Below are 14590 nucleotides of genomic sequence, written 5' to 3' on the forward strand. Positions count from 1 at the left end.
GCATCCCAAACGCCGGGCGCTTTATCAGAAAAAGGAGAATACCGATGAACCTAGAAAAGTTCACGGAGCGGTCGCGCGGCTTCTTGCAGGCTGCCCAAACTATTGCCATGCGCGAAAGCCACCAACGGCTTGCCCCCGAACATTTGCTCAAGGCCTTGATGGATGATGAGCAGGGTATGGCATCCAACCTGATCACCCGTGCGGGCGGCGACCCGTCGCGCGTGGTACAAGCGCTTGATCTGACGCTTGGCAAAATGTCCAAGGTGTCAGGGGATGCGCAGCCCTATATGGACCCGTCAACCGCACGGGTGCTGGACGAATCGGAAAAGCTGGCGACGAAGGCGGGCGATAGTTTCGTGCCGGTGGAACGTGTCTTGATGGCGCTGGCCATGACCAATACCAATGCCAAGGATGCGCTGGTGGCGGGGGGTATCAACGCCCAGAACCTGAACACCGCAATCAACGATATTCGCAAAGGCCGCACCGCCGATAGCGCGAGCGCCGAAGACAGCTATGAAGCGCTGGAGAAATACGCCCGCGACCTGACGCAAGCGGCGCGTGACGGCAAGATCGACCCAATCATCGGTCGGGATGAGGAAATCCGCCGCACGATGCAGGTGCTTTCGCGCCGTACCAAAAATAACCCGGTGCTTATCGGGGAACCCGGCGTTGGTAAAACCGCGATTGCCGAAGGTTTGGCCCTGCGCATCATTGACGGCGATGTGCCGGAATCCTTGCGCAACAAGCGGCTGATGGCGCTGGATATGGGCGCGCTGATTGCCGGTGCGAAATACCGTGGTGAATTCGAGGAACGCCTCAAGGCCATACTCAAGGAAATTGAAGCCGCCGCTGGCGAGGTGATCTTGTTCATTGACGAGATGCACACGCTTGTTGGCGCGGGCAAAGCCGATGGGGCGATGGATGCGGCCAACCTGATCAAGCCTGCCTTGGCCCGTGGAGAGCTGCACTGTGTCGGGGCCACCACGCTGAACGAATACCGCAAATATGTGGAAAAAGATGCGGCCCTCGCCCGCCGTTTCCAACCGGTTATGGTGACGGAGCCAACGGTAGAGGATACAATCTCTATCCTGCGCGGTATCAAGGACAAATACGAGATGCACCACGGTGTGCGGATCTCTGACAGTGCTTTGGTGGCTGCGGCAACGCTTTCGCATCGCTATATCACCGACCGTTTCCTGCCCGATAAGGCGATCGACCTTATGGATGAGGCCGCAAGCCGTCTGCGCATGGAAGTGGACAGCAAACCCGAAGAGCTGGACCAGCTTGACCGTCAAATCCTGCAATTGCAGATCGAGGCGGAAGCATTGAAGAAAGAAGACGACACGGCATCAAAAGACCGTCTTGAAAAGCTGGAAAAAGAACTGGCCGACCTGATGGAGCAATCGGACAGCCTGACCGCCAAATGGCAGTCCGAACGCGCCAAGATGGAATCGGGTCGTGATCTGAAGGAAAAGCTGGACCGGGCGCGCGCGGATTTGGATGCCGCCAAACGCGAAGGCAACTTGGCCAAAGCCGGGGAGCTTTCCTACGGCATCATTCCGCAGCTTGAAAAGCAACTGGCCGATTCGGAAGGCTTGGAAACCGATGCGCTGGTGTCAGAGGCCGTGCGCCCCGAGCAAATCGCCGAGGTGGTGGAACGCTGGACCGGTATTCCGACCACCAAGATGCTGGAAGGTGAGCGTGAGAAGCTTTTGAAGATGGAAGACGAGCTTGGCAAACGGGTGATCGGTCAGCATCAGGCGCTGAAAGCCGTGGCCAATTCGGTGCGGCGTGCGCGGGCAGGGCTGAACGATGAGAACAGGCCGCTTGGCTCGTTCCTGTTCCTTGGCCCAACCGGTGTGGGCAAGACAGAGCTGACTAAAGCTGTGGCCGAGTATCTCTTTGATGACGATCAGGCCATGGTGCGTATCGATATGTCCGAGTTCATGGAAAAACATGCGGTTAGCCGCTTGATCGGTGCCCCTCCCGGCTATGTCGGCTATGACGAGGGCGGGGTCCTGACCGAGGCTGTTCGGCGTCGTCCATATCAGGTCGTGCTGTTTGACGAGGTGGAAAAGGCGCATCCGGATGTGTTCAACGTGCTGTTGCAGGTCTTGGATGACGGGATGCTGACCGATGGCCAAGGCCGGACGGTGGATTTCAAGCAAACGCTGATCATCCTGACGTCCAACCTTGGCGCGGTGGCGTTAAGCCAGCTTCCTGACGGGGCCGATCCGGCGCCTGCACGGGCGCAGGTGATGGAGGCGGTGCGCAATCACTTCCGGCCAGAGTTCCTGAACCGTCTGGATGAAACGATCATCTTTGACCGCCTTGCACGCACGGATATGGCAGGCATCGTAACGATCCAGATGAAGCGGTTGGAAAACCGGCTCGCCAGCCGCAAGATCACGCTTGATCTGGACCAGGACGCGCTCGATTGGTTGGCGGCTGAGGGTTATGACCCTGTGTTTGGTGCGCGGCCTTTGAAACGCGTTATCCAACGCAGCCTGCAAGATCCGCTTGCCGAGATGATCTTGTCGGGTGAGGTGTTGGACGGAACCACCATCAAGGTTTCAGCCAGCGAGGAAGGCTTGTTGATCGGGGATCGCGTCAGCGCCTCGCAGCGCGAAAAGCCGCAAATCGCAGCAGTACATTGATCGCCTGAATTGAAAGCCCCGGCCAAAAGGTCGGGGCTTTTGCCTTATTCGGCGGCCATCGGAATATCTTCTGCTGCCCCCGTGATTCGTGAAATCACCCCTGAAATCAGCCGTTGAAATTCTGCGAAATCAGGGCGAGGTTCCACCCGCGCCTCATCGAGGTAAAGCCTGCGGTCAATTTCCACCTGCACCACGTGTTGCCCACGGGACGGGCGGCCATAAGCCTGCGCGATATAGGCCCCCGCAAAGGGCGCATTGCGGGCAACGCGCAAACCGGCATCCACAAAAGCGGCCTCGATCATTTTGACCACGCTATTGCCGGCAGAGGCCCCGAAGCGGTCGCCCAAGACGACATCGGGCAGGGGGCCGTTGATGCGGCTATGGCCCTCGATCGCGTCATGCGGCATGGAGTGGCAATCGATCAACACGGCCTCGCCAAAGGTTTTTGTCGTCTCGCGCATCAGGCTGCGCAACTGTTGGTGATAGGGCTGCCAGTAACGTTCCAAGCGGTCATCAGCGTCGGCGCGGGTGATTCGTCCCGAATAGATGTGCCGCCCCGCAGAAACCACACGCGGCACCACGCCAAGCCCCGCCAGAATGCGCGGATTATGCGGGCTGCGCGGTACATTTTCGATCAGGGCAGGGTCCAGCTCATCCTGCGCGCGGTTCAGGTCCAGATAGGCGCGCGGCGCAGATGCGGCCAGCAATGGCGCGCCATGGGCAGGGGCATCGGCGAACAGCAGATCAACAAAAGCATCCTCGGAAGACCGAAGCGCAAGGGCGTTCAAACGGCTTTGCCCTTTGAAGGTTGACGCATAATCCCGCCCGCTGTGGGGCGAGGAAAAGACAAAAGATGCGCTTTGCACCTTTGGCCGATAAAGATTGTATGCGTCAGACACCTGCGGTTCCCCCTTGTGGCACTAGGTATAGCCTGCAAATTTCATTTGCCAAATGCCATCAGATAAAAACCTGTTGCACAAAACCACTTGAACATGTCGGCGACTCCTTTTATAGCCCTGCCAACCGACGCGGTTCCGCCCGCGTCCCTGTCTTTGGAACTTGGGTCAAAGAGGGGTCATGGCGGGATCGTTGCGGCTGCGTGGGCGGTTAGCTCAGCGGTAGAGCACTACGTTGACATCGTAGTGGCCACTGGTTCGATCCCAGTACCGCCCACCATTCTTGCCGCCATCACTGGTTGCAGGTTCATCGTCACCGCGTTATGTGGGGACATCAGGATTTAATCGGCGCACGCGCGCCGCGACAAGGAGAAGACCCATGAAGGTCAAAAACTCGCTTCGCTCGCTGAAGTTGCGTCACCGCGACTGCCAGGTCGTGCGCCGCAAGGGCCGCGTCTATGTGATCAACAAGACGCAACGCCGCTTCAAAGCACGTCAAGGCTGATCCAGCCGACGGTCTTGAACGATTTGAATGAACCGCTGATGGGAAACCTCGGCGGTTTTTTCATGCCGTAAGGGGTAATTGTGCGCTTATCCTGCGACACAAAGCCCCAAGGAGCGTTTCACAAGATTGCCACAAGCCCAAGATTGGCTTATCTAGGTAATCTAATGGCGCATTTTGCGCAAATTTTTAGACAAGTGCAGTTACCTACTAGGGAAGACATCCGTCGAATGAACATCCAAAACCTGCGGGATGCCGCATCCGCTGCCATGCCAGACCAGAACAGAACTGCACGTGAATGGCTACAAGTTCTTGCCAAATACCGCGATCCTGATCCAAGCCGCAGCACCTATGAGCTGCTGGTGACAATGGTGCCTTTCATTTCAATCTGGGCTGTGGCGCTATGGGTGCTGCAGTATAGCGGGCTTGCGGCCTTTGCTTTGGGGGCTGTGAACGGGTTGTTTCTGGTGCGCCTGTTCTGCATTCAGCATGACTGCGGCCACGCCTCCTTTTATGCCAACCGCAAGGTCAGCGACTGGGTTGGGCGCTCTTTGGGCGTCTTTACCCTGACACCTTACCACGTGTGGCGTCGGCAACACGCGATCCACCATTCCGCCGCCGGTAATCTGGATATGCGCGGAATCGGTGATGTGACGACCTTGACGGTGGATGAATATCTGGCCCGCTCGCGCTTTGGCCGCTTTATGTACCGCGTTTATCGCAGCCCGTTTACGCTGTTCCTGCTTGGGCCTGCCTATATCTTTCTGGTGCAGAATCGCATCCCCTACGGCTTGATGAAATCAGGGGCTTCGTTCTGGATTTCCGCGATGGGAACAAATGCGGCCTTGCTGGCGGGCGTTGCGACCCTGGTTTATTTCGGGGGCTGGACGCCGCTTTTGCTGGTGGTTTTGCCAACTTGGATCGTTGCCGCCTCTGCCGGGGTTTGGCTGTTTTATGTGCAGCACCAGTTTGAAGACACCCATTGGCGCAAAAACGAAGAGTGGCAGTTGCATGAAGCAGCCCTTGCGGGGTCTTCGCATTACGTTCTGCCCAAGCCATTGCAGTGGTTTTCCGCGAATATCGGGATTCACCATGTGCATCATCTGTACAGTCGCATCCCCTTTTATCGCCTGACAGAGGTGATCAAGGAACATCCGATTCTGGATGAAAGCCAACGGATGACGGTCAGCGAAAGCATCTCTTGTGCGCGCCTGCACCTTTGGGACGAAAGCCAGAAGAAGTTGCTCTCGTTCCGTCGTGCCCATGCAATGTATCTTGCCGCATGAAAACCAAGGATAGGGTGGCTTGGCTGCCCTATCTGTCCGCGCCGTGATATTCAGGATTTGGTTGCATTTCCGTGGCGGCGGCAAGCCTGTTCGACATGTTGTAAAAGGACGTGACGGCGGCGATATCCCAGATGTCACGATCTGAAAACCCTGCCATACGAAGCGCTTGACGGTCGGCTTCCTCCATATCCTTCGGCGCGTTCGTCAGCTTGACCGCAAAGCGCAGCATTTCTTTTTGCCGTGCCTCCAAGGGCGCCGCCCGCCAGTTTTGCGCAATCACCTCGGCCAATGCCGGATCGCCCGAAAGCTGGCGCAGTGCCGCACCATGGGCCGTCAGGCAATACACGCAGCGATTCTCGGCCGAGACGGCAACGGCGATCATTTCCCGTTCCATCTTGCTAAGGCCCGAGGGGGCCAGCATCAGATCGTTATACATTTCCATGAAGGCCCGCAGTTTCGCCTGATCAAAGCTGTAGGCGCGCAGGACATTCGGGACCAATCCCAGCTTTTCCTCACATTTCGCAAAATAGGCCGTAATGTCGGCATCAAGCGGGTCGGCGGCAGGCAGGTGAAGCGCGGTTGTGTCGGTCACGGGATGCATTCCTCCAAAGATTTCTTCCTTTCTGGGCGATTGCCTTGCATGCTGCAAGCTTGTTGAACAAGAATGGCCCCGCGCGTTATGCGCTATGGTTAAAGGAAAACGGATGCGTCTTTTTTACTCCCCCACATCGCCTTATGCGCGGAAAATAATGGTTTTGCTGGCTGAGGCCGGTAAATCCGATGCGATCACGCTAGAGGTGGCAAGCGGAAATCCGGTCAATGTGGGCACCGCCCCCTTGGCACAAAATCCGCTGGGAAAGATTCCTGCGCTGGAGCGTGAAGGTGCCTGTGCGCTTTATGACAGCCGGGTGATTACGCGCTATCTGGATACGCATTTTGAGGCAGGGCTTTATCCGGAAGGCGCGCGGCTTTGGGACACGCTGACGCTGGAGGCGACGGCGGATGGCATGCTTGATGCGGCTATTTTGATGGTCTATGAAACGCGGGTCCGCCCCGAGGATAAACGCTATGACGCCTGGGTCGAGGGGCAGTGGGCCAAGGTTGACCGCGCGCTGGATGCGTTGGAAAATCGCTGGATGGCGCATTTGCACGGCGCGCTTGATATGGGGCAGATCGCGGTTGCTTGCGCGCTTGCCTATGTGGATTTCCGCCATGGTGTGCGCAATTGGCGCGAAGGACGGCCAGCGCTTGCCAAATGGGAGGCGGATTTTGCCGCGCGTGACAGCATGAAGGCCACTGTTCCCCCAGCGTAACGCTTTTCGGTGTCTGTCGGGGGCTGGTTTTCCCGCTGATTTCAGAAGCTAGCGACGGGCGGTCTTGGATTTTTGCTGATTCCCGGGCCGTCCGGTTGCATTTCGGCCACGCAATACCTAGATGCGCGGCTTTGTCCGCTGGACGTAGGCGGTTTCTGGCGCTAAATAGCCCAGCATAGGGGCGCGTATTAGTCGTGGCCCGGTTATGACATGGGTTGCATGATGTAGCCCTCGGAAGGGAGAATTCTCGTGTCCCACGCAGACGAACACGCAGGCACCCGCAGGGATTTCCTGTATTACGCCACGGCAGGCGCTGGTGCGATTGCCACAGGGGCTGCCGTTTGGCCGCTTGTCAATCAGATGAACCCGTCGGCAGATGTGCAGGCTTTGTCCTCTATCTTTGTCGATGTTGCGGATATGGAGCCAGGCACACAGCTGACGGTGAAATATCTTGGCAAGCCGGTTTTCATTCGCCGCCGCACCCAAGATGAGATCGACGCTGCGCGCGCGGTCGAAATTTCCGGGCTGATCGACCAGACCTCGGAAAACCCGAATAAACCCGATACCGACGCCTCGGATATGAACCGCACGATGGATGAAGCCGGTGAATGGCTGGTGATGATCGGCGTCTGCACCCATTTGGGTTGCGTGCCTATCGGTGATGGCGCGGGTGACTTTGGCGGCTGGTTCTGCCCTTGCCACGGCTCGCACTACGATACCGCTGGCCGTATCCGCAAAGGACCGGCACCAGAAAATCTGTGGATTCCCGTCGCGGAATTTACGGACGAAACAACCATCAAGCTCGGGTAAGGATATATCATGGCCGGAATTCCGCACGACCATTACGAGCCCAAAACGGGCATTGAGAAATGGATTCACAAGCGCCTACCGATCGTTGGTTTGGCCTATGACACCTTGATGATCCCCACACCCAAGAACCTGAACTGGATGTGGATCTGGGGCATCGTTCTGACGGTCTGTCTGGTGATGCAAATTGCTACCGGCATCGTGCTTGCGATGCACTACACGCCACATGTCAGCCTTGCTTTCGCAAGTGTTGAGCACATCATGCGCGACGTGAACGGCGGCCATATGCTGCGCTATCTGCACGCAAACGGCGCGTCTTTGTTCTTTATCGCTGTTTATCTGCACATCTTCCGCGGCCTTTACTACGGTTCGTACAAAGCCCCGCGTGAGATTACGTGGATTATCGGGATGATCATCTATCTGTGCATGATGGGCACGGCGTTCATGGGCTATGTTTTGCCTTGGGGCCAGATGTCCTTCTGGGGCGCGACTGTGATCACCGGGCTGTTCGGCGCTATTCCGGGCATCGGCGAATCGATCCAGACTTGGCTTTTGGGCGGCCCTGCCGTTGATAACGCCACGCTGAACCGTTTCTTCAGCTTGCACTATCTGCTGCCATTCGTGATTGCCGCACTTGTCGCAATCCACATCTGGGCTTTCCACTCGACCGGCAACAACAACCCGACCGGTGTCGAAGTGCGCCGCACGTCGAAAGCCGAAGCCGAGAAAGACACATTGCCCTTCTGGCCTTACTTCGTGATCAAAGACCTGTTCGCGCTGGCCGTGATCATGGTTGTGTTTTTCGCGATTGTCGGTTTCATGCCAAACTACCTTGGCCACCCCGATAACTACCTTGAGGCAAACCCGCTGGCGACGCCTGCACATATCGTGCCGGAATGGTACTTCTTGCCCTTCTACGCGATTCTGCGTGCCTTTACCGCAGACGTCTGGGTTGTGCAGTTGACCAGCATTGTGACCTTCGGCATCGTTGACGCGAAGTTCTTTGGTGTGATCGCAATGTTCGGCGCGATTGCTGTCATGGCACTGGCGCCTTGGCTGGACACCTCCTCGGTACGTTCGGGCCGTTACCGCCCGATGTTCAAAGGCTGGTTCTTCCTGCTGTGCGTCGATTTCATGGTGCTGATGTGGGTTGGCGCGCGTCCGACTGATTTCCCTTACGACTGGATTTCGTTGATCGCCTCTGCCTATTGGTTCGCCTATTTCCTCGTAATCTTGCCGCTGTTGGGTGTGTTTGAAAAACCACTGCCGACGCCCGCCACGATTGAGGAAGACTTCAAATCCCATTACGCCGATCCGGCAGAGTGAGGACAAAGGAACTGATGATTATGTTTCGTAAAATCGCAATCAGCGCCGTTTCCGCCCTCATTCTTGGGGCTGGCTCGGCAATGGCCGCCGGTGATGAAGGTCATGTCGAAGATGTGGCGTTCAGCTTTGAAGGTCCGTTCGGCACCTATGATGAGCATCAGCTTCAGCGCGGCTTGCAGGTCTACACCGAGGTCTGTTCGGCCTGCCACGGGTTGAAGTTCGTCCCGATCCGCGCCTTGGCGGATAAGGGCGGCCCACATTTGCCCGAGGATCAGGTGCGCGCCTATGCCGCCGAGATGGAGATCTTTGATGCGGAGCTGGATGATTTCCGGCCTCGCAAACCCACTGATCACTTTCCGCCACACGGCGATCCTAACGCCCCGGACCTAAGCTTGATGGCAAAGGCCCGCGCTGGTTTCCACGGCCCTGCGGGTACTGGTATCAACCAGTTCGTGAAGGGTATTGGCGGACCGGAATATATCGCCTCATTGCTCAAAGGCTATACCGGCGAGGAAAAGGAAGAAGCAGGCACCACCTTTTATGAGAACACTGCCTTTCCGGGTGGCTGGATCTCTATGGCGCCGCCTCTCTATGAAGATCAGATGGAATATCAGGATGGCCACTCAAACAGCATCGAGAATGTTGCCGAGGACGTGACCGCCTTCTTGATGTGGACCGCCGAGCCAAAAATGATGGCCCGCAAGCAGGCAGGCTTTACCGCTGTGATCTTCTTGTCTGTCCTGTCGGTTCTGCTCTATCTGACCAACAAGCGGATCTGGTCGGCTGTCAAAGGCCCAAAGAAAAAGCACGTTTGATCTAATCACGTGCGTTTGCAAAGGCCCCGCCCGAAACGGTGGGGCCTTTGCCTATAAACAACCCGTACGAAAGCTGTCGCCATGTCCCTGACCTGCCACGCCTTCATCGCAACAAGTCTTGACGGCTTTATTGCGCGCCCCGATGGCAGCATTGATTGGCTGGACCCGTTCAATACGGGCAGCGAGGATCACGGCTATGATGCCTTTATCGCCAGCATCGACGGGATCATCATGGGGCGGGGCACGTTTGAGACCGTTCGTCAATTCGCCCAATGGCCCTATGCCCAGCCGGTGATCGTGCTGAGCCAAAGCCTAACGGTTGAGGATGTTCCGGCAGATCTGGCGGACATCGTGGTGATCAGCGATATGGCACCAGCGGATCTTGTGACCGTCCTGGCATTTGAGGGCTGGCGCCGGGTCTATGTTGATGGTGGCCGGGTTTTGCAGTCATTCTTGCAAGAGGGTTTGCTGGATGAAATCACTCAAACCCGCGTGCCCGTGCTGTTGGGGCAGGGCCGCCCCCTGTTCGGCAGTTTGCCCGAAGAGGTGTCCTTGACCCATCAAACCACCCGCAGTTTCCCCTCGGGCCTCGTTTCCTCTACCTACCGGATTGCGCGCTAGGGCATTTCGCCCTTGCCCCCGCTGCGCGGCGCGCTAGACTCACTCTCACCTCGGGGAGCCTTTGTAGAAGGCTGAGATTTGGCAAAAGCCACAGACCCGTCGAACCTGAACCGGTTAGAACCGGCGGAGGGAAGGTGCATGGAATGATCCATCCCGACTTTCGGCCGTCGTTTATGGAGAGACCCATGTTAAAGCGACTTTTCTTTTTACCCTTTATCGCGACCTCCGCATTGGCCGATACGCCTGTGCTTACGGTCTATGCCTCCACCTCATTCGCGTCGGAATGGGGGCCGGGCCCCGCAATCGAACAAGCGTTTGAGGATATTTGTGCCTGCGATCTGCAGTATCGCACCACCGACCTGATCCCCAGCCTGATGCTGGAAGGTGCGCGCACCGAGGCCGATATCGTGATCGGCATTTCCACGGATGAAACCCTGCGCGCGCGGGCAACCGGCCTTTTCGGCCCGCATAATCAGGACCTGTCGACTCTGTCGCTGCCGGTGGAATGGGCTGATACCACCTTCTTGCCATTTAACTACGGCGATACCGCCTTCATCTATGACAACACCAAGTTGGCCACCCCGCCGCATGACTTTGAATCACTGGCCGCCTTGCCCGAGGATGTGAAAATCGTGATCCAGGACCCGCGTTCCTCTGGCGGCGGGCTTGCTTTGGTGCTTTGGGTCAAGGCGGTTTACGGTGACCGCGCCGAGGATTACTGGCAACGCCTTGCCCCCCGCATCCTGACCGTCACCAAAGGTTGGTCCGAGTCATACGGTCTTTTCACACGCGGTGAGGCGGATCTGGTGCTGTCCTACATCACCTCCCCCGCCTACCATCTGATCGTGGAGCAAGACGAAACCAAGGTCGCCGCGATTTTCGACGAGGGTCATTATTTCACCGCCGAAGTTGTGGGCCGGATCGCAAACACCGATCAGCCGGAACTGGCGCAAGCCTTCATGGATTTCATCCTTTCCGAGACGTTTCAGGAAATGATCCCACGGGTGAATTTCGGCTTTCCGGTCAAGCTTGATCCCGATTTGATGCCACCCGAATTTGCCAAGCTGAAGCTGCCACAAAAATCGCTGTTTTATTCCGAGGACGACGTCGCAACCTTGCGCGATTCTGCCGTGGCCGAATGGCAACGCGCGCTTAGCCGGTGACGCAAACATAAAGGAAATCCCGATGAAATACCTGACCCTTGCGGCCCTTGTCGCATTTACGCCCGCCGCACATGCCGAGACGCCGGTGCTCAACATCCTGACCTATGACAGCTTTACCTCTGAATGGGGGCCGGGTCCCGCGATTGAAACCGCGTTTGAGGCGATCTGCGGCTGTGATCTGGTATTTTCCGCCGTGGGCGATGGTGCCGAGCTTCTGGCCCGTTTGCAGCTGGAAGGCGCGCGGTCTGATGCCTCTGTGGTGCTTGGCCTCGACAGCAACCTGACGGCCCGTGCTGCCCAGACCGGCCTTTTTGCGCCGCATGGACAAGAGGCAACGAATGATCTGCCCGTGCCCTTCGCGGACCCGATTTTCCTGCCCTATGACTGGGGTTATTTCGCCTTTGTGCATGATAACACCACGTTGCCCACGCCACCAAAAACCTTTGAAGAACTGGCGGCTTCCGACCTGAAAATCGTGATCCAGGACCCGCGCTCCTCCACCCCCGGTCTGGGGCTGCTGCTTTGGGTGAAATCGGCCTATGGCCCGCGCGCCCCAGAGATTTGGGCGGCGCTGGCCGATAACATCGTCACCGTCACCCCCGGCTGGTCCGAGGCCTACGGAATGTTCTCCGCCGGAGAGGCGGATATGGTGCTTTCCTACACCACCTCCCCCGCCTATCACCTGATCGCAGAGGAGGACGCCACCAAATCGGCGGCGCTTTTTGATGAAGGCCACTATATGCAGGTAGAGGTTGCAGGCAAACTTGCCGCCGCCCCGCAGCCAAAGCTTGCTGATCAGTTCCTTGCCTTTATGGCGTCAGAGGCGTTTCAATCCATCATCCCCACGACAAACTGGATGTATCCCGCCCATATGCCTGCCGCCGGCTTGCCCGATGGTTTTGACCAGATGATCACCCCGAAAAAGGCGCTTTTGATGACCGCAGAGGAGGCACAAGCCGCCCGCAAACCCGCGTTGGACGAATGGCTGAGCGCGCTCTCTCGCTGACCGCAGCGGGGTTGGCGGCGGCGGTTATACTGCTTCTGCTGGCCCCGCTCGGCGCTTTGGGCCTCTCGCTCAACAGCTTCTCCCTTTCCGGGGCAGAGCTTGCAGCCCTGCGGTTCACCCTTTGGCAAGCGTTTCTGTCGGCAGGCCTGTCCATCGTGCTGGCGATACCGGTGGCGCGGGCGTTGGCGCGGCGGCGGTTCTTCGGGCGTGGGCTGTTGATCGCGACGCTGGGCGCGCCGTTCATCCTGCCGGTGATCGTAGCCGTTCTGGGGTTGCTGGCGGTGTTCGGGCGCGCGGGATGGGTCAATACGTTGCTGGGTGGGTTTGGGGTCCCGACGTTCTCGATTTACGGGTTGTCGGGCGTGGTGCTGGCGCATGTGTTTTTCAACATGCCGCTGGCGGTGCGCATGATCCTTCATGGCTGGCAGGCCATCCCGGCGGAACGGTTTCGCCTTGCCGCCAGCCTCGGCTTTTCGCCCTCGGCCACTCAGCGTCATATCGAGGTTCCGATGCTGCGCGAGGTGGTTCCGGGGGCGGCGCTGGTGATCTTCGTGATTTGCCTGACCAGCTTTGCCGTGGCGCTGACCTTGGGTGGCGGGCCGCGCGCCACCACGATTGAGCTGGCGATCTATCAAGCGCTGCGCTTTGATTTTGACTTGCCGACGGCGGCGCGGCTGGCCCTGTTGCAATTTGGCCTTTGTGCCGTGGCTTACGGTGTGGCAACGCGGATCAGCCTGCCTTCCGGCTTTGGTGTGGGTGCTGGTAGGGAAGGCGGGCCGCCTGCGCCCGCAGGCTGGCACCGGACCGTGGACGCCATGGCCATTACCCTTGCTGCGATGTTTCTGGCCCTGCCGCTGTTGGCTGTTGTGCTGAATGGCTTGCCGGGGCTCGCCACATTACCACCGCAGGTGTGGGCGGCGGCGCTCCGGTCGATCCTCATCGCACTCGGTTCTACCGCGCTGAGCATTGCGGCAGCTTTGGTACTGGCGATGGCCGCTGCGCGCGGCAAGGCTTGGCCCGCACTGGCGGCGACCTTGCCGCTCGCGGCGTCCTCTCTGGTGTTGGGGACGGGTTTGTTTCTGATTTTGCAGCCGTATTTTCGCCCGGCCAGCCTTGCGTTACCGGTGACTTTTATCATTAACGCCGCTCTGTCGCTGCCGTTTGCCTTTCGAATTCTGGCCCCCGAGGCCCGCAGCCTTTACGCCGATTTCCACCGCCTGTCGGCCTCTCTCGGGCTGACGGTATGGGGGCGGTTGCGCTGGGTTGTGCTGCCACGGCTTGCGCGGCCTTTGGGTTTTGCGGCGGGGCTTGTGGCCGCGTTGTCGATGGGGGATCTTGGCGTGATCGCGCTGTTCGCGGGTGAGGAGGAGGCAACCTTGCCGCTGCTTGTCCAACGTTTGATGGGGGCCTACCGGATGGAGGCGGCAGCGAGTGCCGCGCTGTTGCTGGTTGCCCTTTCCTTTGCCCTGTTCTGGGCCTTTGACCATTGGGGCCGTCGCTATGCTGCATCTTGACCAATTGACCATTACCCAAGGTGATTTCCGCATGACGGCCGATTGGAAGGCCGCCAAAGGCGCGCGGATCGCGGTGATCGGCCCGTCCGGTGCGGGGAAATCCACGCTGCTGTCGGTTGTTGGCGGATTTTTCGCCGCCCGTTCGGGGCGCGTGCTTTGGGATGGCACGGACCTTACGCAGATGGGGGCAGGCGCGCGGCCGATCACCACGGTGTTTCAGGATCAAAACCTGTTTCCGCATCTGACGATCGCACAGAACCTCGGGCTGGGGCTGTCGCCCGATCTGCGTTTGACGCGGGCTGATCACACACGGATCGCGGCAGCGTTGGACCGTGTGGGCCTGTCGGGGATGGGCGCGCGCAAACCGGCACAGCTTTCGGGTGGTCAGCAAAGTCGGGCGGCACTGGCGCGGGCGTTGCTGCGCGCCCGCCCGATTTTGCTGCTGGATGAACCCTTTGCCGCCCTTGGCCCCGCCCTGAAATTCGAGATGCTGGAGCTGGTTGCGGGGCTGGCCGAAGAGAATAATACCTGTGTCCTTATGGTTACACATGACCCGCAAGAAGCGCGTAGCTTTGCGCCGCTGACCTGCCTTGTGGCGGGGGGCATTGCGCATGCGCCACAGTCAACACAAGCGTTGCTGGACAATCCGCCACCGGAATTGGCCGCCTATCTCGGTTAAGCCAA

Annotated in this window: 14 protein-coding genes, 1 tRNA gene and 1 riboswitch; of the genes, 13 read left to right on the forward strand and 2 right to left on the reverse strand. The window is 58.5% G+C overall.

Translation table 11 applies throughout. The features are described 5' to 3' along the window. The first annotated feature begins 44 nt into the window (after positions 1-44). A complete protein-coding gene (gene clpB / locus EOK75_RS10780; protein WP_137193954.1) occupies positions 45-2657 on the forward strand; it encodes an ATP-dependent chaperone ClpB in 2613 nt (870 codons plus the stop codon). 44 nt (positions 2658-2701) lie between these two features. Here the strand turns inward: clpB and EOK75_RS10785 are convergent, their stop codons facing one another. Next, on the reverse strand, positions 2702-3556 hold the full coding sequence (locus tag EOK75_RS10785; protein WP_137193955.1) for an N-formylglutamate amidohydrolase: 855 nt from the start codon (positions 3554-3556) through the stop codon (positions 2702-2704). A 202-nt stretch (positions 3557-3758) separates the two neighbouring features. Between EOK75_RS10785 and EOK75_RS10790 the strand changes: the two genes are divergently transcribed. The 3 genes from EOK75_RS10790 (at position 3759) to EOK75_RS10800 (ending at position 5341) form a co-directional block, all read left to right on the forward strand. After that, positions 3759-3833 (forward strand) — tRNA-Val (locus tag EOK75_RS10790). A gap of 99 nt (positions 3834-3932) precedes the next feature. Continuing rightward, a complete protein-coding gene (gene ykgO / locus EOK75_RS10795) occupies positions 3933-4058 on the forward strand; it encodes a type B 50S ribosomal protein L36 (RefSeq protein ID WP_050527975.1) in 126 nt (41 codons plus the stop codon). 227 nt (positions 4059-4285) lie between these two features. Next, complete coding sequence (locus EOK75_RS10800; protein WP_240793962.1) at positions 4286-5341, forward strand: fatty acid desaturase; 1056 nt, start codon at positions 4286-4288, stop codon at positions 5339-5341. 28 nt (positions 5342-5369) lie between these two features. On the opposite strand, the gene EOK75_RS10805 is transcribed toward EOK75_RS10800, so the two are convergent. Then, positions 5370-5933 (reverse strand): peroxidase-related enzyme, encoded by a 564-nt coding sequence (locus EOK75_RS10805; RefSeq protein WP_240793963.1) that lies wholly within the window; start codon positions 5931-5933, stop codon positions 5370-5372. Between the two features lie 112 nt (positions 5934-6045). On the opposite strand from EOK75_RS10805, the gene EOK75_RS10810 reads away from it, so the two are divergent. From EOK75_RS10810 to EOK75_RS10850, 9 genes are all read left to right on the forward strand, one after another. After that, entirely contained in the window at positions 6046-6654 is a 609-nt protein-coding gene (locus EOK75_RS10810; RefSeq protein WP_137193957.1) for a glutathione S-transferase, read from the forward strand. A gap of 249 nt (positions 6655-6903) precedes the next feature. After that, positions 6904-7464 (forward strand): ubiquinol-cytochrome c reductase iron-sulfur subunit, encoded by a 561-nt coding sequence (petA, locus tag EOK75_RS10815; RefSeq protein WP_137193958.1) that lies wholly within the window; start codon positions 6904-6906, stop codon positions 7462-7464. A 9-nt stretch (positions 7465-7473) separates the two neighbouring features. Then, a complete protein-coding gene (petB, locus tag EOK75_RS10820; RefSeq protein ID WP_137193959.1) occupies positions 7474-8787 on the forward strand; it encodes a cytochrome b in 1314 nt (437 codons plus the stop codon). A 20-nt stretch (positions 8788-8807) separates the two neighbouring features. Next, positions 8808-9602 (forward strand): cytochrome c1, encoded by a 795-nt coding sequence (locus EOK75_RS10825; RefSeq protein ID WP_137193960.1) that lies wholly within the window; start codon positions 8808-8810, stop codon positions 9600-9602. An 81-nt stretch (positions 9603-9683) separates the two neighbouring features. Beyond that, positions 9684-10223, forward strand: coding sequence for a dihydrofolate reductase family protein (locus EOK75_RS10830; RefSeq protein WP_137193961.1), 540 nt, complete (start codon positions 9684-9686; stop codon positions 10221-10223). Between the two features lie 41 nt (positions 10224-10264). Beyond that, a riboswitch (TPP riboswitch) is annotated at positions 10265-10372 on the forward strand. A 36-nt stretch (positions 10373-10408) separates the two neighbouring features. Next, the gene (locus EOK75_RS10835; protein WP_137193962.1) at positions 10409-11386 is read left to right on the forward strand and encodes a thiamine ABC transporter substrate-binding protein; all 978 of its coding nucleotides are present in this window, start codon (positions 10409-10411) and stop codon (positions 11384-11386) included. Between the two features lie 22 nt (positions 11387-11408). Next, on the forward strand, positions 11409-12392 hold the full coding sequence (gene thiB / locus EOK75_RS10840; RefSeq protein WP_137193963.1) for a thiamine ABC transporter substrate binding subunit: 984 nt from the start codon (positions 11409-11411) through the stop codon (positions 12390-12392). Beyond that, a complete protein-coding gene (locus tag EOK75_RS10845; protein WP_137193964.1) occupies positions 12368-13906 on the forward strand; it encodes a thiamine/thiamine pyrophosphate ABC transporter permease ThiP in 1539 nt (512 codons plus the stop codon). The genes thiB and EOK75_RS10845 overlap by 25 nt, the downstream gene beginning before the upstream one ends. Next, positions 13893-14585 carry a thiamine ABC transporter ATP-binding protein gene (locus EOK75_RS10850; protein ID WP_137193965.1) on the forward strand — a complete coding sequence of 231 codons (693 nt, stop codon included), beginning with the start codon at positions 13893-13895 and terminating at the stop codon, positions 14583-14585. Before EOK75_RS10845 ends, EOK75_RS10850 begins: the two co-directional genes overlap by 14 nt. The last annotated feature ends 5 nt before the right edge of the window (positions 14586-14590 follow it).

This window comes from Pseudorhodobacter turbinis (assembly GCF_005234135.1).
GTDB lineage: Bacteria > Pseudomonadota > Alphaproteobacteria > Rhodobacterales > Rhodobacteraceae > Pseudorhodobacter > Pseudorhodobacter turbinis.

What these genes read in the sequence shown, in the direction of transcription:
- clpB (WP_137193954.1), top strand. Translation starts at nt 45, where the DNA reads ATGAACCTAGAAAAGTTCACGGAGCGGTCGCGCGGCTTCTTGCAGGCT.
- ykgO (WP_050527975.1), top strand. Translation starts at nt 3,933, where the DNA reads ATGAAGGTCAAAAACTCGCTTCGCTCGCTGAAGTTGCGTCACCGCGAC.
- EOK75_RS10800 (WP_240793962.1), top strand. Translation starts at nt 4,286, where the DNA reads ATGAACATCCAAAACCTGCGGGATGCCGCATCCGCTGCCATGCCAGAC.
- EOK75_RS10810 (WP_137193957.1), top strand. Translation starts at nt 6,046, where the DNA reads ATGCGTCTTTTTTACTCCCCCACATCGCCTTATGCGCGGAAAATAATG.
- petB (WP_137193959.1), top strand. Translation starts at nt 7,474, where the DNA reads ATGGCCGGAATTCCGCACGACCATTACGAGCCCAAAACGGGCATTGAG.
- EOK75_RS10825 (WP_137193960.1), top strand. Translation starts at nt 8,808, where the DNA reads ATGTTTCGTAAAATCGCAATCAGCGCCGTTTCCGCCCTCATTCTTGGG.
- EOK75_RS10830 (WP_137193961.1), top strand. Translation starts at nt 9,684, where the DNA reads ATGTCCCTGACCTGCCACGCCTTCATCGCAACAAGTCTTGACGGCTTT.
- EOK75_RS10835 (WP_137193962.1), top strand. Translation starts at nt 10,409, where the DNA reads ATGTTAAAGCGACTTTTCTTTTTACCCTTTATCGCGACCTCCGCATTG.
- thiB (WP_137193963.1), top strand. Translation starts at nt 11,409, where the DNA reads ATGAAATACCTGACCCTTGCGGCCCTTGTCGCATTTACGCCCGCCGCA.
- EOK75_RS10845 (WP_137193964.1), top strand. Translation starts at nt 12,368, where the DNA reads ATGGCTGAGCGCGCTCTCTCGCTGACCGCAGCGGGGTTGGCGGCGGCG.
- EOK75_RS10850 (WP_137193965.1), top strand. Translation starts at nt 13,893, where the DNA reads ATGCTGCATCTTGACCAATTGACCATTACCCAAGGTGATTTCCGCATG.